22 protein-coding genes and 1 tRNA gene are annotated in these 20,562 nt (G+C 63.2%); 9 read left to right on the forward strand and 14 right to left on the reverse strand.

Annotation, left to right across the window (positions count from 1 at the left end; all coding sequences use genetic code 11):
- Positions 1–56 precede the first annotated feature (56 nt).
- Together JOE27_RS12910 and JOE27_RS12915 are read left to right on the forward strand one after the other, a co-directional pair.
- Positions 57–989, forward strand: a complete 933-nt coding sequence (locus JOE27_RS12910; RefSeq protein WP_204918900.1) for a FecR domain-containing protein — start codon at positions 57–59, stop codon at positions 987–989.
- Between the two features lie 95 nt (positions 990–1,084).
- A tRNA-Met gene (locus JOE27_RS12915) sits at positions 1,085–1,161 on the forward strand.
- Positions 1,162–1,237: 76 nt separating this feature from the next.
- Here JOE27_RS12915 and JOE27_RS12920 read toward each other — a convergent pair.
- On the reverse strand, positions 1,238–1,849 hold the full coding sequence (locus JOE27_RS12920) for a LysE family transporter (RefSeq protein ID WP_204918902.1): 612 nt from the start codon (positions 1,847–1,849) through the stop codon (positions 1,238–1,240).
- A 145-nt stretch (positions 1,850–1,994) separates the two neighbouring features.
- On the opposite strand from JOE27_RS12920, the gene JOE27_RS12925 reads away from it, so the two are divergent.
- Complete coding sequence (locus JOE27_RS12925; protein WP_161871131.1) at positions 1,995–2,909, forward strand: LysR substrate-binding domain-containing protein; 915 nt, start codon at positions 1,995–1,997, stop codon at positions 2,907–2,909.
- Here the strand turns inward: JOE27_RS12925 and JOE27_RS12930 are convergent.
- The 3 genes from JOE27_RS12930 to JOE27_RS12940 all read right to left on the reverse strand — a co-directional run bounded on the left by JOE27_RS12930 (position 2,849) and on the right by JOE27_RS12940 (position 4,780).
- The gene (locus JOE27_RS12930; protein ID WP_174141596.1) at positions 2,849–3,433 is read right to left on the reverse strand and encodes a D-Ala-D-Ala carboxypeptidase family metallohydrolase; all 585 of its coding nucleotides are present in this window, start codon (positions 3,431–3,433) and stop codon (positions 2,849–2,851) included. The genes JOE27_RS12925 and JOE27_RS12930 overlap by 61 nt on opposite strands.
- 106 nt (positions 3,434–3,539) lie before the next feature.
- A complete protein-coding gene (rimI, locus tag JOE27_RS12935) occupies positions 3,540–3,995 on the reverse strand; it encodes a ribosomal protein S18-alanine N-acetyltransferase (protein ID WP_012316291.1) in 456 nt (151 codons plus the stop codon).
- Positions 3,992–4,780, reverse strand: coding sequence for a hypothetical protein (locus tag JOE27_RS12940; protein WP_046784589.1), 789 nt, complete (start codon positions 4,778–4,780; stop codon positions 3,992–3,994). The genes rimI and JOE27_RS12940 overlap by 4 nt, the downstream gene beginning before the upstream one ends.
- Positions 4,781–5,000: 220 nt before the next feature.
- Here JOE27_RS12940 and mksB point away from each other — a divergent pair, with 220 nt between their 5' ends.
- The 3 genes from mksB to mksF are packed head-to-tail and all read left to right on the forward strand — an operon-like array spanning position 5,001 to position 9,803.
- Entirely contained in the window at positions 5,001–6,278 is a 1,278-nt protein-coding gene (gene mksB, locus JOE27_RS12945) for an Mks condensin complex protein MksB (RefSeq protein ID WP_012316293.1), read from the forward strand.
- Positions 6,268–6,975 (forward strand): Mks condensin complex protein MksE, encoded by a 708-nt coding sequence (mksE, locus tag JOE27_RS12950; RefSeq protein WP_204918905.1) that lies wholly within the window; start codon positions 6,268–6,270, stop codon positions 6,973–6,975. Before mksB ends, mksE begins: the two co-directional genes overlap by 11 nt.
- Positions 6,972–9,803 (forward strand): Mks condensin complex protein MksF, encoded by a 2,832-nt coding sequence (gene mksF, locus JOE27_RS12955; RefSeq protein WP_115273842.1) that lies wholly within the window; start codon positions 6,972–6,974, stop codon positions 9,801–9,803. Before mksE ends, mksF begins: the two co-directional genes overlap by 4 nt.
- A gap of 118 nt (positions 9,804–9,921) precedes the next feature.
- On the opposite strand, the gene JOE27_RS12960 is transcribed toward mksF, so the two are convergent.
- The 5 genes from JOE27_RS12960 to rplU all read right to left on the reverse strand — a co-directional run bounded on the left by JOE27_RS12960 (position 9,922) and on the right by rplU (position 13,612).
- On the reverse strand, positions 9,922–10,383 hold the full coding sequence (locus JOE27_RS12960; protein WP_039603157.1) for a CreA family protein: 462 nt from the start codon (positions 10,381–10,383) through the stop codon (positions 9,922–9,924).
- Positions 10,380–11,498 carry a glutamate 5-kinase gene (gene proB, locus JOE27_RS12965; protein WP_012316297.1) on the reverse strand — a complete coding sequence of 373 codons (1,119 nt, stop codon included), beginning with the start codon at positions 11,496–11,498 and terminating at the stop codon, positions 10,380–10,382. Before proB ends, JOE27_RS12960 begins: the two co-directional genes overlap by 4 nt.
- Positions 11,499–11,585: 87 nt before the next feature.
- Positions 11,586–12,812, reverse strand: coding sequence for an Obg family GTPase CgtA (cgtA, locus tag JOE27_RS12970; RefSeq protein WP_046784592.1), 1,227 nt, complete (start codon positions 12,810–12,812; stop codon positions 11,586–11,588).
- A gap of 189 nt (positions 12,813–13,001) precedes the next feature.
- Positions 13,002–13,259 (reverse strand): 50S ribosomal protein L27, encoded by a 258-nt coding sequence (gene rpmA / locus JOE27_RS12975; RefSeq protein WP_008092023.1) that lies wholly within the window; start codon positions 13,257–13,259, stop codon positions 13,002–13,004.
- A 38-nt stretch (positions 13,260–13,297) separates the two neighbouring features.
- On the reverse strand, positions 13,298–13,612 hold the full coding sequence (gene rplU / locus JOE27_RS12980) for a 50S ribosomal protein L21 (RefSeq protein WP_008092021.1): 315 nt from the start codon (positions 13,610–13,612) through the stop codon (positions 13,298–13,300).
- A gap of 245 nt (positions 13,613–13,857) precedes the next feature.
- On the opposite strand from rplU, the gene JOE27_RS12985 reads away from it, so the two are divergent.
- The 3 genes from JOE27_RS12985 (at position 13,858) to JOE27_RS12995 (ending at position 15,657) form a co-directional block, all read left to right on the forward strand.
- A complete protein-coding gene (locus tag JOE27_RS12985; RefSeq protein ID WP_039603156.1) occupies positions 13,858–14,826 on the forward strand; it encodes a polyprenyl synthetase family protein in 969 nt (322 codons plus the stop codon).
- A gap of 160 nt (positions 14,827–14,986) precedes the next feature.
- Positions 14,987–15,328 (forward strand): zinc ribbon domain-containing protein YjdM, encoded by a 342-nt coding sequence (locus JOE27_RS12990; protein WP_012316300.1) that lies wholly within the window; start codon positions 14,987–14,989, stop codon positions 15,326–15,328.
- Between the two features lie 83 nt (positions 15,329–15,411).
- Positions 15,412–15,657 carry a hypothetical protein gene (locus JOE27_RS12995; RefSeq protein ID WP_039603155.1) on the forward strand — a complete coding sequence of 82 codons (246 nt, stop codon included), beginning with the start codon at positions 15,412–15,414 and terminating at the stop codon, positions 15,655–15,657.
- Between the two features lie 114 nt (positions 15,658–15,771).
- Here JOE27_RS12995 and JOE27_RS13000 read toward each other — a convergent pair whose 3' ends face one another.
- The 5 genes from JOE27_RS13000 to JOE27_RS13020 form a co-directional block, all read right to left on the reverse strand.
- Positions 15,772–16,389 (reverse strand): FKBP-type peptidyl-prolyl cis-trans isomerase, encoded by a 618-nt coding sequence (locus tag JOE27_RS13000; RefSeq protein WP_012316302.1) that lies wholly within the window; start codon positions 16,387–16,389, stop codon positions 15,772–15,774.
- A gap of 85 nt (positions 16,390–16,474) precedes the next feature.
- A complete protein-coding gene (locus JOE27_RS13005) occupies positions 16,475–16,780 on the reverse strand; it encodes a DUF6482 family protein (protein ID WP_046784593.1) in 306 nt (101 codons plus the stop codon).
- Positions 16,781–16,924: 144 nt separating this feature from the next.
- Complete coding sequence (locus JOE27_RS13010; protein WP_012316304.1) at positions 16,925–17,413, reverse strand: TIGR00645 family protein; 489 nt, start codon at positions 17,411–17,413, stop codon at positions 16,925–16,927.
- 201 nt (positions 17,414–17,614) lie between these two features.
- A complete protein-coding gene (locus JOE27_RS13015) occupies positions 17,615–17,953 on the reverse strand; it encodes a hypothetical protein (RefSeq protein ID WP_012316305.1) in 339 nt (112 codons plus the stop codon).
- Positions 17,954–18,116: 163 nt separating this feature from the next.
- On the reverse strand, positions 18,117–20,555 hold the full coding sequence (locus tag JOE27_RS13020; RefSeq protein WP_046784595.1) for an ATP-binding protein: 2,439 nt from the start codon (positions 20,553–20,555) through the stop codon (positions 18,117–18,119).
- Positions 20,556–20,562 lie beyond the last annotated feature (7 nt).

The raw sequence follows: 20,562 nt of genomic DNA on the forward strand, positions 1-20,562 counted from the left end.
CACCAAATCCCCCGCAATTGTTGGGCGCAAACGCCCTTTAGCGAGCACATTTCAGCATGAGCCCGATGCCCGCCACGCAGATTCAGGCCGACGCCCAACAGGAAGCACTGGCGTGGTTCTCCCGCCTGCGCCAACCAGGCTGCGATGACCGGGAACGCCAGGCCTTCGCCCGCTGGTGCCAGGCCCCGCTAAATGCCCATGCCTACGCCGAGCTCGAAGCCTGCTGGCAGCAATTGCAAGCGCCACCAGCACGGCCTCGCCCGCGCCAGGTCACCGTGCGACGCAGCCACCTCGGCAAAGGGCTGGCATTGCTGTTCCTGCTGGCGCTGGCCGTGTTGGCGTACCTGTATTGGCCACTGATGCAGCGCCTGGGCAGCGAGCTGCACACTGGCGCTGGCGAGCGGCGCAGCGTACGCCTGGCCGATGGCTCAACACTGCACCTGGACAGCGCGAGTGCACTGAATGCCGACCTGCGCGGGCGTACCCGCCTGCTGCAGGTTGTGCAGGGCCAGGTCGAGCTGCACGTGATGCTCGACGGCCGCGCCCTTGAACTGCAGGTGGACGATGCGCGTATCCAGGTATTCGGCACTCGCCTGATGGTGGGGCGCCATGCCGGGCATGACGAACTGGTGGTGCTCAATGGCAAGGCCATGATCGCCCAGGGTAGCGACCAGCGCATGGTGTCGGCGGGTGAGCGGGTGACCTTCACCGATGCCCGGATCAACCCCGTGCAGAAGGTCAATGTCAAAAACGCGAACGCCTGGCGCAGCGGCCACCTGCGCGCCATCGACATGCCGTTGGGCCAAGTCATCGAACGCCTGGCCAGCTACCAGGGCCGCCGCGTATGGATGATGGACGAACAGGTGGCCGATCGGCGGGTAAGTGGCGACTTCAACCTCGACCGCGCCGGCGAAACCCTCGACGCCCTGATTGCCGAGCAGCGCCTGCAGGTGTACAGCATTCTTGGTCAATGGCTGATCGTGCGCTGAAAACAGGCTGGGCGGCTAAGTTTTTGAAAGCGTGCAAATTTTTTTTGAAATGAGTGTTGACACAGGGGCATCACAAGGGAATAATGCGCGCCATCGGCTACATAGCTCAGTTGGTTAGAGCATAGCATTCATAATGCTGGGGTCCGGGGTTCAAGTCCCTGTGTAGCCACCAAACTTGAAAAGGGCTTACCGCAAGGTAGGCCCTTTTCTTTTGCCCGCAAAAAAGTTTGCACCCTTCTCTATCGCTTTCAGCGCACCCCCGACACCGCCACTGCCAAGCCAAGCCCTATCAGCGCTACACCAATCAGGCGGTCGACCAGCCGCTGGCGCTCGATCATTACCTTGCGCAACCCGGCGTAGGAAAAAAACACCGCCACCAGACTAAACCACGCCCAGTGGGCCAGCGACATGAACGCACCATAAGCGAAGTCCAGCGCCAACGGGCTACCTGGCTGCACGACCTGGGTGTAGGCACTGATCACGAACAGCATGGTTTTGGGGTTGAGGGCGTTGGTCAGGAAGCCCGTGCGCAAGGCAGCCAGCAACCCCACAGCCGATTCCTGGCAATCAAGACTGATGCGGGTGGTGCTGGTCAGCGACTGATATCCCAGATAGATCAGGTATCCCGCGCCCAGCATTTTCATGGCCAGGAACAGCGCAGGGCTCTGACTGATGACCACGGCAATGCCCAACACCGTGTACAGCACATGCACCTGAACGCCGAGGGCTATACCCACAGCCGCCGCCAGGCCGGCCTTGCGGCCCTGTGCATAACTGCTGCGGGTGACCATGGCGAAATCCGCGCCAGGGCTGACGACGGCCAGCAGGGTGAAAAGGGCGATAGCGAAAAGCTCAGTCACGAAGGAAGTCCTCGATATGCGATGAAAATGCACAGATGTCGCCATTATCGAAATAACAGTTAGCTGGGAAAATCGATTTATAGTTACGCGAATCCGCTAGTTTTTCTCACACAGGTGCCGTGCCGTCGCTGGCAACTTCAAGCCCATGAAACTTCCCCCACTCACTGCCTTGCGTTACTTCGACATCGCCGCCGAAACCGAAAGCTTCGTGCGGGCCGCCGAACGCCTGCACGTCACCCATGGCGCCGTCAGCCGCCAGGTTCGCCTGCTTGAGGAAAGCCTAGGCGTCGAGCTGTTCGAGCGCCGTAACCGGGCAATCTTCCTGACTCCGGCCGGTCGCGCACTGCACGGCACCACCCAGGCCATCTTCGAGCAACTCGAAAGCGCAGTGCAGCGCCTGCAGCAGCAGGAACCGGACAATGTGCTGGTCCTTTCTTGCGAGCCGACCATCGCCATGCGCTGGCTGATCCCCCGCCTGCCCCGCTTTCATGCCGCCCACCCGGACCTGCAACTGCACCTGGTGGCCGCCGGTGGGCCGCTGGACTTTGCCCGCAGCGGCGTTGACCTGGCACTGCGACGTGATGACTTCCATTGGCCGCCCACCCTGCACGCGCTGAAGGTCTGCGACGAATGGATCGGCCCGGTCAACCGCGATGGCGGCACCGCACTCGATGGCCAACGCCAGTTGCACAGCAACACTCGCCCCAGTGCCTGGCCCGCGTGGCTGCGCCTGAGTGGCCAGCAAGCGCGACACTGCCAACGCAGCGACTACGAACACTTCTACCTGTCACTGCAGGCCGCCAGTGCCGGCCTGGGCCTGGCGATCGCCTCGGCGCTGATGGTGCGCGACGAACTCGACAGCGGGCAGTTGCAGGCGCCATTCGGCTTTCTGCGCGATGGATCCGCCTATCACCTGCTAAGCCCGCAACCGCTGGATGACGGCGGCAAGCGCCAATGCTTTGCCGATTGGGTAGTGGGAGAAAGCCAGGCCTGCCTCGCTCACCTGGGCTTGCTGCAGAACGACGACGCCGCACTGCCATCACCGCCCCAGGTGCGATAACCCGCGGTATCGATATGGATGCGGCCTGTCGGGTAGCGCCCCAGCCCCATGCCCCAGGCCTGGCCATGCTGCTGCCAGAAGCGGCACAACGGGTTGGGGTCGGCCCAGGCCGGCAGGAGGATATCGACTGCGAAGGCACGGGTATGGGCACTGCCCGCGGCCCCACCTGCGCACCTGTTCAAGCCGGGGTCACGGTAGGCGGAGACCACTTCGAACTGGCGCAGGATGCCTTGCTTTTCCAGCGTATTGATCAGCGCCAGCGTAGAGCGCACCGCCGGCCAGTTGCCAGGCGGCGGCACGGCAAACGGTGAAGCCTTGCACAGCCGCCAGTCCGACGCCGAGCGCAGCAATTGATGAATCGGCACCACGCCATACAGGCGGGCGTCCACCAGCATCTCCCGAAAAGGGCGGGTGTGATGATCCCCGGCCCATTGCGCGAACATCCACAGGTCACGCTCATCGGCCTGAGCCACGCCACCCAGCATCACGCTTGCGGCCATCAGCAGCCATTTCGTCCTTCTCATCCCCGCTCCTTCTGCCCCAGCATGAGCACGGCCGCCCATCGGGGCGGCCATTACAAGGAGTTAAGCATGCACAAATTACTGGCAACAGAGCAGGAAGGATTGAAAGTCAGTCTTCGAGCAACGTACAAGCCATCACCAGCGCATCCTCGCGCCCGCCAGCCACCGGGTAGTAATCACGCCGACGGCCGATCTCGTTGAAGCCGTACCGCTCATACAAGCGATAGGCCGACTGGTTGCTGGCCCGCACCTCCAGGAAACACTCGCGCCCATTGAGCTGATAGGCCCGAGCCATCAGGTGCTCGAGCAAGCGCAAACCCAGGCCACGCCCCTGGTTCTCCGGCTTGACGGTAATGTTCAGCAGGTGCGCTTCGTCGATGATCACGTTGATCACACCATGGCCGACCTGCTGCTGACCATCGAACATCAACCACACTTCGTAGGACTTGAGCGCATCCTGGAAAATCCCGCGGGTCCAGGGATGGCTGAACGCGGCATATTCGATCTTAAGCACGGCATCCAGATCCGCCTCGGTCATGGGGCGGAAACTGATCGATTCACTCATTCAACGCTCTTCCAGCGCGCCATCAGCTGGCGCATCGCTTTCCAGACGTCCGCCTTGCGCTGCGGCTCGTCCATCAACAGTTCAAGGCCCGGCAAGGCCCAGGCATCGCCCAGACCGTCGAGCTTGAGTACTTGGTAATAGGCCTGGGCGTCGGTATTGGCGGCAAAGCGCAAGGCCGGCATGCCGATCAGCCAAAGGCAGGTACAAGGGGCTTCTTCAAGGCGCGCCTGGATGAAACCCTGGACGAAATCACGCGCGGCATCCGGCCCCTGGTCCATGTTGCCACGCACCAGCAGCGGCCAGCGTACCGGCTCGCCGATGATCTGCGGGGCATCTGGCAGGCCTGCGGCGCGCAGCATGTCCTTGAGCAGCAGGTAGGATGGGTCGCGGCTCTGGAAGGGTTGGCCGGTGGCCAACTCCACCAGCAGCAGGCAGTTGCCGGCGCGCAGCAGTTGCAGCGAAAAACGCGGTGGCGGCACGGGGGCCGGGCGTGGCGCAGGGGCTTGTTCCTCGGCCTCGACCGGTTTGGCGGCGGGCTTTGGCGTGTTGCCCGGGCGCGGAATTTCGATTTTCGGCCGTTCGCCGGAGCGCGCCTGGGGTGCGACCGGCGCTTCGTTGGCAGGGGCTGGCGAAGGCCTGACCTCGAACGCGGCGTGCTCGACCGGAACCTGCGGCAACAGCAGCTCGGGCCGCGACGGCGCAGCGAACGGCAGTTCGGCGCGCGGCAGCCAATGCACCACTTGCATGGCGGAAAGGTAGGCGCGGCGGCGGGACTCGGTCAGCAAGGCACGGGTATCCGGGGGGCTTGAACAATCGGGCATTCTAACGCTGTTGGCTGCCGAGCGCCGCAACTGGTCGGCAGAAAATTGCTGCCTGTACCGCCGAGGGGCCAGGGAAACCCCCAGCCAATCCGGGGTTATCCCTCATTACAGACCAAGGGGTGAAATCCTCCCCCCCGGATGCAGTACAATCGCCCCCTTTTTACTTGGCAACGAGTAGACGCCAATGATCGAACCCAAGCGCGTCCTGCGCGCCCTAGCCGAACACTGGGCCCTCATCGAGCCGCTGTGCGAGCGTTTCGACCAAGGCACCCTGAGCCTGGTCGAACTGCGCCAGCAGCTGGGCCGCCAGCAAGTGGAAAGCACGCCGCAGGACATCACCCAGCTGCTCGACGTGTGGATCCGCCTGGATATCCTGGTCCCGGTGGCCAAGAGCCCGAACCGTTTCGAGCTCAACGCCCAGATCCACGACTTCCTCGCCTACCTGCGCCGCGAGCACCGCCTGGGCCTGTGCCTGGAGATCGAGGCCTACCTGCGCCACCTGGAGCGCCTTGCCGGGCACATTCAGGATGCCTTCGACAACCGCGACAGCGATGACCTGGCGCGCCAGCTGCGCCTGCTCGACATGCGCGTGCGCGACGTGCTGAAAAAGCTCGACAACGACGAACAGGCGCTGGTCGCCGTGGCCGAACGGGCCAAGACCAGCAACCGCCAGATCCCGCTACGCCAGCGTTATGCCGAAGTCCTGGCGACCTGGGACGAATACGTCGAGCCGATGATCCAGCTGGTCAATGCCGACGGCGCCTTCGAACAGGGCGTGCGCAAGGTCGAGACCGTGCTGCTGAAACTGCTCGGCGAACAGGCGCGCCTGGGCCATCTGGTCGACGACGACATGCTGCTGCGCACCCATGCGCGCATCCTCGAGATGCAGACCAGCGCCCAGCTGACCCTGCGCCACGCCCGTGAACTGCTGCTGCCGCTGCGCGAAGAAGCGCGCCGGCACAATGCCGTGACCCGCGGCGCCGCCCTGGCCCTGTCGGTGATCCGGCGCAAGGGTATCGACGCCGTGCCGCAGGCCGCCATGCCATTGTTCACCCGGCCGCAGAGTACCTTCCTGGGCAGCGCCAGCCAGGTCGAGGCGTACGTCTATGCCCTCGCCCGCTTCGAGCCGAAACCGGCCAAGTTCCCCAAGGCGCACAAGACCCAGACTGGCCCGCTGCCGCGCGCGCCACGCACGGTCAAGGAAATGCTCGAACGCTGCGAGGATGCCCTGCCACTGCCTGACCTGATGGTCTGGCTGCTGGACCAGGAGCCCGAAGGCGCCACCGACGAACTGTTGTACTGGTTCTCGCGCCTGTCGCGTGAGAAGCGTTTCAAGCGCGAACGCCTCGAACGCCGCGAGTACACCACCCACGAACACCTGGTCAGCCTGCGCTCGTTCGCCCTGACATCCAGCCGCGAAGCGCAACCTGAAACCAACGCGAGCCCAGCCAATGCATCTTGATCTTTCCGAACTGTCCCAGCTCGCGCCGATCTTCCGCGAGCTGTTCAAAGGGTTCCACGTCAGCCGCCGCGACCCGGAGCTGTACGCTCAGCTGTCGAACTTCCAGGACCAGTACCGCACCCTGTTCAAGGCTTTGGGCTTCGAGCTGGTGTGCGATACCCGCGGCTTCTATTACTTCGTCCCCGAGCAGGCCGCCGCGCAGGTCAACAAGACCGCCCAACGCCTGTCGCTGTTCACCTTCATCCTGGTCGAACACCTGGCCGACCAGGGCCGCGACCCGATGACGGTGCTCGACGGCGGCAGCATCGGGCGCGACGAGCTGCCCTCGCTGCTGGAAAAATACCGTGACCTGTTCCTGCAGGCTGAAGTGCAGACTGTCGACGAGCTGGAAGAAAAGATCATGCGCCGCATGACCCAGCTCGGCTTCGCCCACGAAGAAGGCGGGATCTACCGCTTCCTGCCGCCGATGCACCGTTTCCTCGACGTGTGCCTGTCGGTGCAGCAGGACCGCGACCTGGCCGCCAGCCTGCACAGCGACCTGCCGCTGCCAACGCCGGTGCTGGTCGAGGAAGAAAGCCCCGAAGCGCTGGCCCGCACCGACGACCCGCTCGACCTCACCCCGTTCGAGGGCGAAGAAAGCGAAGAAGAGGCCCTGGCCCGGGCCATCCGCGAAGAGCAACAGGAGATTGACGCATGAGCCAGGAACGCTACGGCATCCGCCGCTTCGCATTGCTCAACACCGCCGGCTACAGCCTGGGCCTGTTCCCGCTGGAGCACCCGCTGTCGGTCTACGGCGCCAACAACCTGGGCAAGTCCGCCTCGATCAACGCCCTGCAGTTCCCGATCCTGGCGCGCATGTCCGACATGAGCTTCGGCAAGTACAGCCTGGAGCAATCGCGCCGTTTCTACTTCGCCAGCGACACCTCGTACATCCTCTGCGAACTTAATCTGCCCCACGGCCCCCACGTGATCGGCGTGGTCGGTCGCGGGCCGGGTGGCGGTTTCGGCCACCAGTTCTTTGCCTACAAGGGTGAACTGGACCTGGATCACTACCAGAAGAACGACACCTGCCTGCGCCAGAAAGAGCTGTTCACCAACCTCGAGCGCCTGGGCCTCAAAGCCTACGAGCTCAAGCCGGACGAACTGCGCCGGTTGCTGGTCGGCGGCCACACCTCGGTGCCGCTGGACCTGACCATGATCCCGCTGCGCTCGACCAGCGAGCAGAGCCTGAAAACCTTCCGCGCACTGTTCATCAACCTGCTGCACATGCGCGAAATCACCGCCGCCAAGCTCAAACAGCTGTTCCTCGACGCGTTCGAGCACAGCCTGCGCTCGGGCAGCGTCGACTACATCGCCGCCTGCGAAGAAGCCTTCCGCGACGTACGCCGCATGGAGCAGGACTACAACGCCCTGGTTGCCGCCGGCCCCCTGGTCGAAGCCCTGGCCGGCGGCGTGGCCCAGCGCGACATCCTGCGCGGCAAGCTGCACCGCCTCTCGCCACTGCTCGACAACCTGCTGGGCACCTGGCAGGAATACGCCATGGCGCGCAAGGAAGAGCTGGTAATCCAGGCCGAGCACTACCGGGGCGAGCAGGACCGCCTGCAGAACGACCAGCGTGGCGGCACCCAGGAGCTGATGCGCCTGGAGCGTGAAATCACCGGTATCCAGCGCTGGCTCGGCGAGCTGTCGGTACTCAAGCACCGCTTCGCCCTGGTTGATGACGTCAAAGTGCTGGAGCAGCAGTTGCTGGCCGCCAAGGATGCCCACGACGAACTGGCTGGCGCCCTGGCCCAGTCGCGGCAGTTCTCTGCCGAGGACCTCGACGAGCGTGTGCGCGACCTGGAAAAGCGCCTCAAGCAGGTCAAGCAGCAGCTCGACCACGCCGACAACAACAGCTACGCCCGCCTGCGCGAAGAGTTTTCGCAGGCAGACGTCGACCGCCTGATGCGCCTGTTCAACGGCGCACTGTTCAGCCTGCCGCTGGGCGAGCGCGGTATCGAACTGGACGATAGCGACCTGTGGGTGAAATCGCTGGAAGCGGTGCTCGATGGCTTCAAGGGCGAGCGCTTCGAGGCCCCAGGCATTTCCATCGACCTTTCGCACATCGACCCACCGGCCCTGCAAGCCCTGGCCGACCGCGCCGCCCTGCGCGACCAGAAGGACCGCCTGGAGCGCGAGCTCAAGCAGCTCAAGACCCAGCAATCGGTGGCCGCCGACCGTACCGCGTCCAAAGCGCAGACCGAAGCCCTGTACCAACAGGTGCTGGATGCGCAGAAGGCCCTGGAGGACTACCGTCGCAGCGAAACCCTGGCGGCTGAAGAACCGGAGAAGATGGAGCAGCTGGCGCAACTGGAGGCGGCCCAGGACGAACTCAAGCGCTCCAGCGATGCGTTCACCGAGCGCGTGCAGCAGCTGTCGGCCAAGCTGCAGCTGGTCGGCCGCCAGATCGCCGACCTGGAAGCCAAGCAGCGCACCCTGGAAGACGCCTTGCGCCGTCGCCAGCTGCTGCCTGCCGACCTGCCGTTCGGTACGCCGTTCATGGAAGCGGTCGACGACTCCATGGACAACCTGTTGCCCCTGCTCAACGATTACCAGGACAGCTGGCAGGGCCTGCAGCGCGTCGACAACCAGATCGAGGCGCTGTACGCCCAGGTACGCCTCAAGGGTGTGGCCAAGTTCGACAGCGAAGACGACATGGAGCGGCGCCTGCAACTGCTGGTCAATGCCTATGCGCACCGCACCGACGAGGCCCTGACCCTGGCCAAGGCGCGCCGCGCGGCAGTCACCGACATCGCCCGCACCCTGCGCAACATCCGCAGCGACTACGACAGCCTCGAACACCAGCTGGCCCTGTTCAACCGCGAGATCAACAAGCGCCAGGTTTCCAACCTGCAGAGCTTCCGCGTGGTACTGGCGCCGAACAAGGAAGCGCTCAAGCACATCGACCAGATCATCCACAGCGCCGGCCAGTACGAGGAAGGCGAGACCTTGTCGGTGTTCGACCTGACTCAGAATTCGGAGCAGGATCACAAGAACGAAGAAGCCAAGGAATACCTGGCACGGCTGGTGGCGGCCAACCACAACCAGCTGGGCCTTAAAGACCTGTTCGAACTGGCTTTCGAGATCACCAAGATCAACAGCCAGCCGGTGATCCACGCCGACATCGACGGCGCCGCTTCCAACGGCACCACCATGACCATCAAGGCGCTGACCAACATGTACCTGTTGCTGCACTTGATGGACCGCGACCTGGCCGGGCGCATCCGCCTGCCTTACTACCTCGACGAAGCGGCGGACATCGACGAGCGCAACCAGGCCGCACTGCTGGAGACCAGCCTGCAGTTAGGCTTCGTACCGATTCTGGCGAGTGTGAAGCCACAGGTATCGGCGCATGTGGCGATCGACCTGGAAGGCGGTAGCGGGCCGAATGGCATCTATATCGACGAGGCGGACTGGAAGTACATCAGCCGACGTGATGTGGAGAAAGCGATCGTGCGCGAGGATCAGGCAGAGGAGCTGGCCTGAGGAACTGGGGCCGCTTTGCGGCCCTTTCGCGACACGAGGCCGCTGCTACAGGCATATACGTTCGCCTGTAGGAGCGGCCTCGTGTCGCGAAAGGAGGCCAAAGGCCTCCCCTAAAGTATCAGTGAGCCCAAGGCAGAATCGGAATCGCCGTCACCGCATTCTGCGGGCTGCCTTCGATCATGCGGTCGCTGTACACCAGGTACACCAGTGTATTGCGCTTCTTGTCCAGGAAGCGCACCACCTGCATGGTCTTGAACACCAGCGAGGTGCGCTCCTTGAACACCTCCTCACCGTCTTTCAACTCACCCTTGAAGTTGATCGGCCCGACCTGGCGGCAAGCAATCGACGCCTCCGCACGGTCCTCGGCCAGGCCCAGGCCACCCTTCACTCCGCCCGTCTTGGCGCGCGACAGGTAGCAGGTCACACCTTCGACCTTGGGGTCGTCGAACGCCTCGACCACGATGCGATCGTTGGGCCCGACGAACTTGAACACAGTAGATACCTGGCCGATTTCCTCGGCCCCTGCCAGCATCGGCAGCGCCAGGGCTGCCACGGCAATCACGCGCTTGAGCATGTTCATACCAGCACCAGGTTGTCGCGGTGGACCAGCTCCGGCTCGGCACTGTAGCCAAGCAGGGACTCGATGGCATCGGACGACTGGCCAATGATTTTCTGTGCTTCCAGCGCGCTGTAGTTGGCAAGGCCACGCGCCACTTCAAGGCCGTCCGGGCCTACGCACACCACCATTTCGCCACGGCGGAAGCTGCCTTGGACGGTCTTCACGCCTACCGGCAGCAGGCTCTTGTTGGCCTGGCGCAGGGCCTGAACCGCACCGGCGTCCAGCACCAGCGTGCCGCGGGTTTGCAAGTGCCCAGCCAGCCACTGCTTGCGCGCCGCCAGCATGCCGCGCTCAGGCGACAGCAGGGTACCCAGACGCTCGCCAGCCTTGAGGCGGTCGAGTACGCGTTCGATACGGCCACCGATGATGATGGTATGGGCGCCGGAACGGGCTGCCAGGCGTGCGGCGCGCAACTTGGTCTGCATGCCGCCACGGCCCAGGGCACCGCCGGTACCACCGGCTACGGCGTCGAGCGACGGGTCATCGGCACGGGCCTCGTAGATCAGCTGTGCCTCTGGATTGTTGCGTGGGTCGGCGTCGAACATGCCGTCACGGTCGGTGAGGATCACCAGCAGGTCGGCTTCGACCAGGTTCGCCACCAACGCGGCCAGGGTATCGTTGTCGCCGAAGCGGATCTCGTCGGTAACCACGGTGTCGTTTTCGTTGATCACCGGCACCACGCCCAGGTCGACCAACGTACGCAGCGTGCTGCGGGCGTTGAGGTAACGCTTGCGGTCGGACAGGTCGTCGTGAGTCAGAAGGATCTGCGCGGTGTGCTTGCCGTGCTCGCCAAAGCTCGACTCCCACGCCTGCACCAGGCGCATCTGGCCGATAGAAGCGGCAGCCTGCAGCTCGTTCATCGCGCTCGGTCGTGCGGTCCAGCCCAGCTGGCTCATGCCGGCAGCCACGGCCCCGGAGGACACCAGCACCAACTCAACGCCCGCCTCACGCAGGGCAACCATCTGCTCGACCCATACGGCCATGGCACCGCGGTCGAGGCCCTTGCCATCGGCCGTGAGCAGCGCACTACCGATCTTCACGACCCAGCGCTTGGCGCCAGTCACCTTGCTTCGCATCTTCTCTTCCAACCTATGTCGAATCTGTAGATACCGTGGATACAAAAACGCCGCTCCAGAGAGCGGCGTTTAGTGTACTGCAACCGGTCAGTCGCGCACGTAAATGATTTCCGGGCCGTCTTCGTCGTCCTCGAAATCATCGTCCCACGCGTCATCGTCGCCGATGTCATGCACGCTCTTGACGCCGGTACGACGCAGGGTACGGGCGTCGTCCAGGGCCTGCAGCTGGGCGCGGGCTTCGTCTTCGATGCGCTGGTCTAGGTCGGCCAGCTCTTCAGCGTAGGCCGGGTCATTGGCCAGGCGATCGGCACGGTCTTCGATGTAGCGCATCAGGTCATGAGTGAGTTGCTCGGTGCCCTGCTTGGCGATGGCCGAGATCACGTAGACCGGGCCTTCCCACTGCAGACGCTCGACCACTTCCTTGACGCGCTCGTCGCGCTCGTCGTCCATCAGCATGTCCGCCTTGTTCAGCACCAGCCAGCGCTCACGGTCGGTCAGCGACGGGCTGAAGCGGGTCAGCTCGTTGATGATCACTTCAGCGGCATCGGCCGGGCTGCTACCGTCCAGCGGCGCCAGGTCGACCAGGTGCAGCAGCACGCGGGTACGCGCCAGGTGCTTGAGGAAGCGGATACCCAGGCCGGCACCGTCGGATGCGCCTTCGATCAGGCCAGGGATGTCAGCGACGACGAAGCTCTTCCAGCGGTCGACGCTGACCACGCCCAGGTTCGGCACCAGGGTGGTGAACGGGTAGTCGGCAACCTTCGGCTTGGCGGCCGACACCGAACGGATGAAGGTGCTCTTGCCGGCATTCGGCAGGCCCAGCAGGCCCACGTCGGCCAGGACTTTCAGCTCCATCTTCAGGTCGCGCTGGTCACCCGGCTTGCCTGGGGTGGTCTGGCGCGGCGCACGGTTGGTGCTGGATTTGAAACGGGTGTTACCCAGACCGTGCCAGCCGCCTTGGGCGACCATCAGCTTCTGGCCAGGGGTGACCAGGTCACCGATCACTTCCTGGGTGGAAGCGTCGATCACCGTGGTACCGACCGGCACACGCAGGAACAGGTCCTCACCCTTCTTGCCGGTGCAATCGGTGCTGCCACCGTTGGCGCCGCGCTGGGCTTCGTGGTGACGGGTGTAGCGGTAGTCAACCAGGGTGTTGAGGTTTTCGTCGGCCACCATGTACACCGAGCCGCCATCGCCACCGTCACCCCCGTTGGGGCCACCGTTCTCGATGAACTTCTCGCGGCGGAAGCTCATGCAACCGTTACCGCCATCACCGGCCTTGACCCGGATGGATACTTCGTCAACAAACTTCATTCAAAAACCGCCTCTCGCCTTCCGACGAGCTGAATACTAAAAAACCTGAGGCTCTTGCAAAAATGAGCGCGGCGACCCCGTACGACCGAAGAAACCCACGCCGGCAGCCCATACAAACAGCTTTGCAAGAGGCTCACCACAAACGAAAAAGCCCCGTCGCATGACGGGGCTTCTGGAGCGACGTCGCGATTAAGCGGCGACGATGCTCACGTAACGGCGGTTGAACTCGCCTTTCTTCTCGAACTTGATCACGCCTTCGATCTTGGCGAACAGGGTGTGATCCTTGCCCATGCCAACGCCGTAGCCGGCGTGGAACTGGGTGCCGCGCTGACGGACGATGATGTTGCCGGCCTTGACGACCTGGCTGCCATACATCTTCACGCCAAGGCGTTTCGATTCTGAGTCGCGACCGTTACGAGTACTACCACCAGCCTTCTTGTGAGCCATGGTTCAATTCTCCAAATAAATTCAGGGGATCTGAGCGATTAAGCCTGGATACCGGTGATTTTGATCTCGGTGAACCACTGGCGGTGGCCCATACGCTTCATGTGGTGCTTACGACGACGGAACTTGATGATGCGTACTTTATCGTGACGGCCTTGCGAAACGACTTCGGCAACAACTTTAGCGCCAGCGACGACTGGAGCGCCGATGGTGACTTCTTCACCGTTGGCAACCAGCAGAACGCGATCGAAAGTCACGGATTCGCCAGTGGCGATTTCCAGCTTTTCGATTTTGAGGAATTCACCTTCAGCGACTTTGTACTGCTTGCCGCCGGTAACGATTACTGCGTAAGACATGGGTATTTCTCCGATAATCCTGCTCACCCAGCGCTTTATATGATGAGTATTGGCTGGCATGGCTGCACAGGGCTGGAACGGCCCGGCGCAATTGCGTAAGGCAGGTGCTGCCCAGGAAGTTAGGGTGCGCGATTGTACGCAACCCGGGTTTTGCTTGCAAGTACCGGCCCTGCTCACCGGGCGGCGCGCCTTGACACACCGGGACCCGCGACCTAGCATGCCGCGCAACCTCACTGGAGCAGCCGATGCAACCCCAAACCTTCTACCGCGCGGTAGCTGACGATTTCAGCGCCGTCGACGAGATCATCAAGAAGCAGCTGACCTCGCGCGTGCCGCTGGTATCGAAGATCGGCGACTATATCACGTCGGCCGGCGGCAAGCGCCTGCGCCCCCTGCTGGTGCTGCTGTGTGGCAAGGCCCTGGGCCGCGAGGGTGACGACCTGCGCCTGCTGGCCGCAACCATCGAGTTCCTGCACACCGCCACCCTGCTGCACGACGATGTGGTCGACATGTCCGGCATGCGCCGCGGCCGCTCCACCGCCAATGCCCTGTGGGGCAACGCACCGAGCGTGCTGGTGGGCGACTTCCTTTATTCGCGCTCGTTCGAAATGATGGTCGAGCTGGGCTCCATGCCGGTCATGCAGATCCTCTCCAAGGCCACCCGGGTGATCGCCGAAGGCGAAGTGCTGCAGCTGTCGCGCGTGCGCGATGCCAGCACCACCGAAGAGGTGTACATGGAGGTCATCCGCGGCAAGACCGCCATGCTGTTCGAGGCCTCGACCCACAGCGCCGCCGCGCTGGCCGGTGCCACCGACGAGCAGCGCGAGGCCCTGCGCACCTTCGGCGACCACCTGGGCGTGGCCTTCCAACTGGTCGACGACCTGCTGGACTACAAAGGCGATTCGCAGACCCTAGGCAAGAACGTCGGCGACGACCTGGCCGAAGGCAAGCCAACCCTGCCGCTGATCTACACCATGCGTGAAGGCACGCCAGAGCAGGCTGCACTGGTGCGCAAGGCGATCCAGAAGGGTGGCCTGGAAGACCTGGAGCAGATCCGCGTGGCGGTCGAAGCTTCGGGTGCGCTGGACTACACCGCGCAGCTGGCACGTGATTACGTGAAGCGGGCCATTGAGTGCCTGGAAGTGCTGCCGGCCAGCCAATACCGGGATGCACTGGTCGAGCTGAGTGAGTTTGCGGTAGCGCGCACACACTAAGATCGCGCCACCCTCTTCGCGGGCAAGCCCGCTCCACAGGATCCGCGTGGTTCCAGAGGAGCAGGCTTGCCCGCGATGCATTTGTACGGACAAAAACACTTCCCCGTTAAAACCTTATACAATATGGGCCTTTAACCGTCTGTCTGTTTAAGGAACCGAAGTGAGCACTTTGCCGCCCTGCCCCAAATGCAATTCTGAATACACCTACGAGGATGGCACCCAGCTGATCTGCCCCGAATGCGCCCACGAGTGGTCGGCCAACGGCGAAGCCGATGCCGGCAGCGATGACGTGGTGAAAAAGGATTCGGTGGGCAACGTGCTGCAGGACGGCGACACCGTCACCGTGATCAAGGACCTCAAGGTCAAGGGCTCCTCCCTGGTGGTCAAGGTCGGCACCAAGGTCAAGAACATCCGTCTGTGCGACGGCGACCACGACATCGACTGCAAGATCGACGGCATTGGCGCCATGAAGCTGAAGTCGGAATTCGTGCGCAAGGTCTGATTACATAAAAAACAGCCAATAGTCTCTTGCTATTTTGATAATAAGAATTATTCTCATTGGACTGCTATCCAAGGAGAATAGCCATGACTTATCTGATCGACGCCTGGCTGGACCGCCCCCACCCTTACCTGCGCATCCTGCATCGCGAAACCGGCGAAGTGTGCGCCATGCTCGAAGAAGAAGCGCTCGACGAGCTGCGTGACCAGGGCGACCTGGACATGAGCGGGCTGAATTCGAGTGAACCGGTGGTGCTCAAGGAGCTGGTGCGCAATCTGTTCCTGTTTTGCTATGCGCGGGCATTGCGCCCGGTGGGAACAGACTGGAATTGATCGGCATAGCGAGGGCTTTGCCCTCGTTCGCGACACAAGGCCGCTCCAAGAGCATCATGGGCCTGTAGGAGCGGCCTTGTGTCGCGAATGGGCCGCAAAGCGGCCCCAGAGGCATTACAGAACGTCGAGCAGCTCGACGTCGAATACCAGCACGCTGTGCGGCGGGATGCTGCCAACGCCTTGGGCGCCGTAGGCCAGCTCGCTCGGCACATACAGGCGCCATTTGCTGCCAGCGTTCATCAGCTGCAGGGCTTCGGTCCAGCCAGCGATCACGCCACCGACCGGGAATTCAGCCGGCTGGCCACGCTCGTAGGAGCTGTCGAACACGGTGCCGTCGATCAGCGTGCCGTGGTAGTGGGTACGCACGTTGCTTTCGCGGGTCGGCTTGGCGCCTTCGCCAGCGGTCAGCACTTCGAACTGCAGGCCCGAAGCGAGGGTGGTGATGCCTTCACGCTTGGCATTTTCGGCCAGGAATTCCTTGCCGGTGGCAGCCGCGGCTTCAGCCTTGGCAGCAGCTTCTGCTTGCATCACGTCACGGATGACCTTGAAGCTGGCCGACAGGTCGGCTTCGCTGACGCGGCTGTCGGCACCGTTGAAGGCGTCGGTCAGGCCGGCCACGATCGCTTCCAGGTTGACGCCAGGTGGCGGGTTGTCGCGCAGCTGGCCGCCCAGCTGACGGCCGATGCCGTAGCTTACGCGGGTTTCGTCGGTGGACAGGTTGAGTTCGGACATTGTCGTGCTCCACTGCAGGGCGCAGTGCAGCCGCGCCCTTGATGAAAAGGGCGAGCAGCCTAGCACACTGGGAAGCTGCAAGCAGCTACCAGGCCGAACGCTGGGAAATGGGTACCTTGAGGTCTTCTTCGGGGTGCGAACCCATGCCGCACATTTCGTCCTGCACAGACCAGTGCACCAGGTTCATCGAGACCATCGGGATGGCTTGCAGCAACTTGCGGGCGTCTTCCACCGAGTGCACGCGCAGGCGTTCACCGCGGGTATCGGCAAGGGGGTGGGCGTGGCCCTTGATGCGGGCCTCGAGCAGATAATCACCACCTTCGATGGCGATCAGGTTCACTTCGTCGACATGGCCGGCCCTGGCCTCGGTATTGAGCTGATGCAGGTTCATGAGAGCACCTCGCTGCTGGAACCAGGCATGAGTGCTCATTTTTCGTACAGGACCTGGGAATACACAAGGCATTGCTGACGCCGCTCGTCAGTTGGGCCGCGCTGGCCCCAGCACCGGTACGCCGGCGATGGGGCCCGAAAGCACTCAGTGCTTGGTGACTTTGTCCAGGTAGCCCATGCAGAACGCCGACACCACGAAGGTCATGTGGATGATCACGTACCACATCAGGTAGTCGGTAGAAATGTTCTGCGCGTCCATGAACACCCGCAGCAGGTGGATGGAGGAAATGGCCACGATCGAGGCGGCGACCTTCATCTTCAGCGACGAAGAGTCCATCTTGCCCAGCCAGTTGAGCTTCTCCTTGCTGTCGTCGATGTCCAGCTGCGAGACGAAGTTCTCGTAGCCGGAGATCATCACCATGACCAGCAGGCCGCCCACCAGCGACATGTCGATCAGCGACAGGATCACCAGGATCAGGTCGGCTTCGCTCAGGGCAAAGACGTTGGGCAGGACGTGGATGACTTCTTGGAAAAACTTCAGCGCCAAGGCCAACAGGCCGAGGGACAGGCCGAAGTAGATGGGGGCGAGCAGCCAGCGCGAGGCATACATCGCGTTTTCGAGAATACGTTCCATGGAGGGTTGGGACTCGTCAGGTGACTAAAAAAGCGACGCCGAGTATAGCCAGCCACCTGTTACAGCAAAAGCCCGGCCTGAAGGGGGCTGCCGTGCAGCACAACCGCCGACCAGCCGGCTACCTCAGGTACACCACTGCCTTGGTAAGCAGTGAGGCCCCAGTGCGAGCGGGCTTGCCGGCGATTGGGCCAGAAGAGGCGCTCAGGTTTCAGGATGGAACTGGTAATCCCCCAGGTTGCGACAACGTTCACCGTTGATCCGGCGCAACTGCGCCTGCAGGTGCAGGCACCAGATCTGCGGATCCTCGGCCACCTGGTACCCATGCAGGGTCAGGCTGTCGACAATGGCGTTGAGCACCGACTCGGCCACCAACGGCCCATGGAACGGCCCTTGGGCCTTGATGGCTGAGGGTTGTTCACCGGCCATGCCGGCAGCGAACAGCAAGGTCCACATGCCGTTATCACCGGCCAGCGGGCGAATGCTGCATTCGATACGCGTCACCAGGCCCAGGCACTGGCGAGTGAGGCAGAGGTTGCGCATGGCCGCGTCCCCCTCCAATAAGCCGTATTCAGCTCGAAACGTTCGGGCTGTTTCCATCCTGAACCCTGATACCGTCCTAAGTTCCAGCATAGAATAGCGGCGCAAAAAGATGGAAAACCGGCGCTGAACGGTAGCACATGGCCGCTAGCGCCGATTTATTGACTCAGGCCGGCTTGGCCTGGGCAATCACCTCTTCCAGGCGTTCCTTTTCCGCCTTCTCGATGTCTTCCTCGCTGATCATCTCGGCGATCTCGCGCAAGCGCTCGACCACCCGGGCGTTGACGCTGCCTTCGGTGAACTGGCCCTGCTCGTCCTGCTCCCCGGCGTCCTCACCCACCAGCAGGCTCAGCGCCTCGTCAGCCTGGCTGACCGCATACACGTGGAACACGCCGTTCTCGACCGCCTGCAGCACACGCTCATCGAGCATCAATGTCGCCACATTGGCACGCGGGATGATTACCCCCTGCTCGCCCGTCAGGCCACGGGCCTCACACAGGCGGAAGAAGCCTTCGATCTTCTCGTTGACCCCACCCACCGCCTGCACTTCACCAAACTGATTGATCGAGCCGGTGATCGCGAAGCACTGCTTGAGCGGGGTGCGCGACAGTGCCGAGATCAGCGTGCAGGCCTCACCCAGCGAGGCACTGTCACCGTCCACATAGCCGTAGGACTGCTCCAGGGCGATGCTCGCGGAAATCGCCAAGGGGAATTCCTGGGCATAGCGGCTGCCCAGGTAACCGGTGAGGATCATCACCCCCTTGGAGTGGATCGGCTGGCCCAGGTTGACCTCGCGTTCGATGTCGACGATGCCGCTGCCGCCCGGGTAGACGGTGGCGGAAATGCGCGCTGGCATGCCGAACGCCGAGTCGCCGACCTCCAGCACGGTCAGGCCGTTGCACTTGCCGATAGCGGCGCCTTCGGTGTCGATCAGAATGATGCCGGCGAGCATGTCGTCGAGCACGCGCTGCGAAACGCGCCCGGTGCGGGTGGCCTTGGCCTTGAGCGCACGCTCGATATGCCCGGCGTCAGTCATCTCGTCACTGGCCAGCTGGCGGATGAAATCGGCCTCGCTGACCAGCTGGAACAGGTCACCGATACGCGCCGACAGGCGCGACTGGTTTTCCGCCAGGCGCGCACTGTAGGTGGCCAGGCGCGCCACCGCATCGCTGGTCAGCGGCGCCATGCCCTCCTCGTTGGTGCGGGTGCGCAACAGCTGGGCGAACTGCTCGAGGTTCTCGTCGACCATCGGCATGTCTTCGTCGAAATCCACCAGCACCCGGAACATCTCCTGGAAGTCCGGGTCGTGGTCCTGCAACGCGTAGTACAGCTGACGCGAGCCGATGATCACCAGCTTGACGTTGAGCGGGATCATCTGCGGCGTCAGGCTGACGCTGGCGACACGGCCCAGCTCACCGATCGGCGACTCCATCTTCAACTTGCGCGACTGCAGGGCGCGCTTGAGCGCATCCCAGACGAACGGCTCGCCGAGCATCTTCTCCGCTTCAAGGATCAGGAAGCCACCGTTGGCACGGTGCAGCGCGCCTGGGCGCAGTTGGCGGTAGGAGGTGTACAGCGCCCCTTGGTCGGTGCTGTATTCGATCCGCCCGAACAGGTTGTCGTAAGTCGGGTGCGGTTCGAACACCACAGGGGCGCCACCGACGGCGTGGTGGCCGACCACCAGGCTTGGGGCGTACTGCTCTTCGAGCAGCTTGCGCGCCACGGCGTCGGTCTTGCTGTCATCGACCAGTTGCTCGACCACGGTACGCAGCAGGTTCAACTGCACCGATTGCAGGTAGGCGCACACCGCGGCGTTCTCGGCGTACTTTTCCGACAGCGGCGCCAGCAATGGCTGCAGGGCCAGGGTAATGGTTTCTTCGTTGAGCTGGCGCAGGTGGTTGTTCGACTCGCGCTTCCACTGTGGCAGGCTGGCCAGTTCTTCGTTGAGGCGCTCCTCAAGGAAGGCGATGTCCTCGTGAAACTGCTCGCGGACCTCTTCCGGCAGCTGGGCGAATTCGGCTTCGTCCAGGGCCTTGCCGTCGGCCATCGGGGTGAAGGCGACATTGCTGGCGTCGCGATACAGGGCCACGTCCTTTTCCAGCGAGGCGCGCTCGATGACATCCAGGGCGCGGTCGTAACGCTGGTTGAAGGCGCGGTCGATGGCGCCCTTCTTCTGCTGGTAGGACGGGTGCTCGAACACCGCCGGGAAGGTCGCCAGCAGGTTGTCGATCAGGCCGCCCATGTCGCTGATGAATTCTGCGGCGCTGCCCGACGGCAGCTCCAGTGCCCGTGGCTCGCGGGTGTCATCGAAGTGGTTGACGTAGACCCAGTCGGCCGGGGTCTGCTGGCGCTTGCCCTCGGCCTTGAGGTAGCGCTTGACGAACGAGAAGCGCCCGGTGCCGGGCTCGCCCATCACATACACGTTGTAACCAGGGCGTGGCATGGCCACGCCGAACTGCAGGGCCTCGACAGCACGTTCCTGGCCCAGGACTCCGCGAAACGGCTCCAGATCGTCGGTATTGGCAAAGGCAAACTGCTCGGGGGAAAAACGCCTGGTCAAAGCTTCAGGCGCGAGACGCAGGCGCGCAGCGACGGGATCGGGCATTGGGTTT

Origin of the sequence: Pseudomonas sp. M5, assembly GCF_016907075.1 — a bacterium.
Classification (GTDB): domain Bacteria; phylum Pseudomonadota; class Gammaproteobacteria; order Pseudomonadales; family Pseudomonadaceae; genus Aquipseudomonas; species Aquipseudomonas putida_E.

Excerpts from the sequence above, each read along its gene's own strand:
- mksE (WP_204918905.1), top strand. The coding sequence starts at position 6,268 with ATGCATCTTGATCTTTCCGAACTGTCCCAGCTCGCGCCGATCTTCCGC.
- JOE27_RS12930 (WP_174141596.1), bottom strand. The coding sequence starts at position 3,433 with ATGAGAAGGACGAAATGGCTGCTGATGGCCGCAAGCGTGATGCTGGGT.
- JOE27_RS13010 (WP_012316304.1), bottom strand. The coding sequence starts at position 17,413 with ATGGAACGTATTCTCGAAAACGCGATGTATGCCTCGCGCTGGCTGCTC.
- JOE27_RS13020 (WP_046784595.1), bottom strand. The coding sequence starts at position 20,555 with ATGCCCGATCCCGTCGCTGCGCGCCTGCGTCTCGCGCCTGAAGCTTTG.
- rplU (WP_008092021.1), bottom strand. The coding sequence starts at position 13,612 with ATGTCTTACGCAGTAATCGTTACCGGCGGCAAGCAGTACAAAGTCGCT.
- JOE27_RS13000 (WP_012316302.1), bottom strand. The coding sequence starts at position 16,389 with ATGTCCGAACTCAACCTGTCCACCGACGAAACCCGCGTAAGCTACGGC.
- proB (WP_012316297.1), bottom strand. The coding sequence starts at position 11,498 with ATGCGAAGCAAGGTGACTGGCGCCAAGCGCTGGGTCGTGAAGATCGGT.
- rpmA (WP_008092023.1), bottom strand. The coding sequence starts at position 13,259 with ATGGCTCACAAGAAGGCTGGTGGTAGTACTCGTAACGGTCGCGACTCA.
- JOE27_RS13005 (WP_046784593.1), bottom strand. The coding sequence starts at position 16,780 with ATGAACCTGCATCAGCTCAATACCGAGGCCAGGGCCGGCCATGTCGAC.
- JOE27_RS12985 (WP_039603156.1), top strand. The coding sequence starts at position 13,858 with ATGCAACCCCAAACCTTCTACCGCGCGGTAGCTGACGATTTCAGCGCC.
- JOE27_RS12995 (WP_039603155.1), top strand. The coding sequence starts at position 15,412 with ATGACTTATCTGATCGACGCCTGGCTGGACCGCCCCCACCCTTACCTG.
- JOE27_RS12925 (WP_161871131.1), top strand. The coding sequence starts at position 1,995 with ATGAAACTTCCCCCACTCACTGCCTTGCGTTACTTCGACATCGCCGCC.
- JOE27_RS13015 (WP_012316305.1), bottom strand. The coding sequence starts at position 17,953 with ATGCGCAACCTCTGCCTCACTCGCCAGTGCCTGGGCCTGGTGACGCGT.
- mksB (WP_012316293.1), top strand. The coding sequence starts at position 5,001 with ATGATCGAACCCAAGCGCGTCCTGCGCGCCCTAGCCGAACACTGGGCC.
- rimI (WP_012316291.1), bottom strand. The coding sequence starts at position 3,995 with ATGAGTGAATCGATCAGTTTCCGCCCCATGACCGAGGCGGATCTGGAT.
- JOE27_RS12910 (WP_204918900.1), top strand. The coding sequence starts at position 57 with ATGAGCCCGATGCCCGCCACGCAGATTCAGGCCGACGCCCAACAGGAA.
- JOE27_RS12960 (WP_039603157.1), bottom strand. The coding sequence starts at position 10,383 with ATGAACATGCTCAAGCGCGTGATTGCCGTGGCAGCCCTGGCGCTGCCG.
- mksF (WP_115273842.1), top strand. The coding sequence starts at position 6,972 with ATGAGCCAGGAACGCTACGGCATCCGCCGCTTCGCATTGCTCAACACC.
- cgtA (WP_046784592.1), bottom strand. The coding sequence starts at position 12,812 with ATGAAGTTTGTTGACGAAGTATCCATCCGGGTCAAGGCCGGTGATGGC.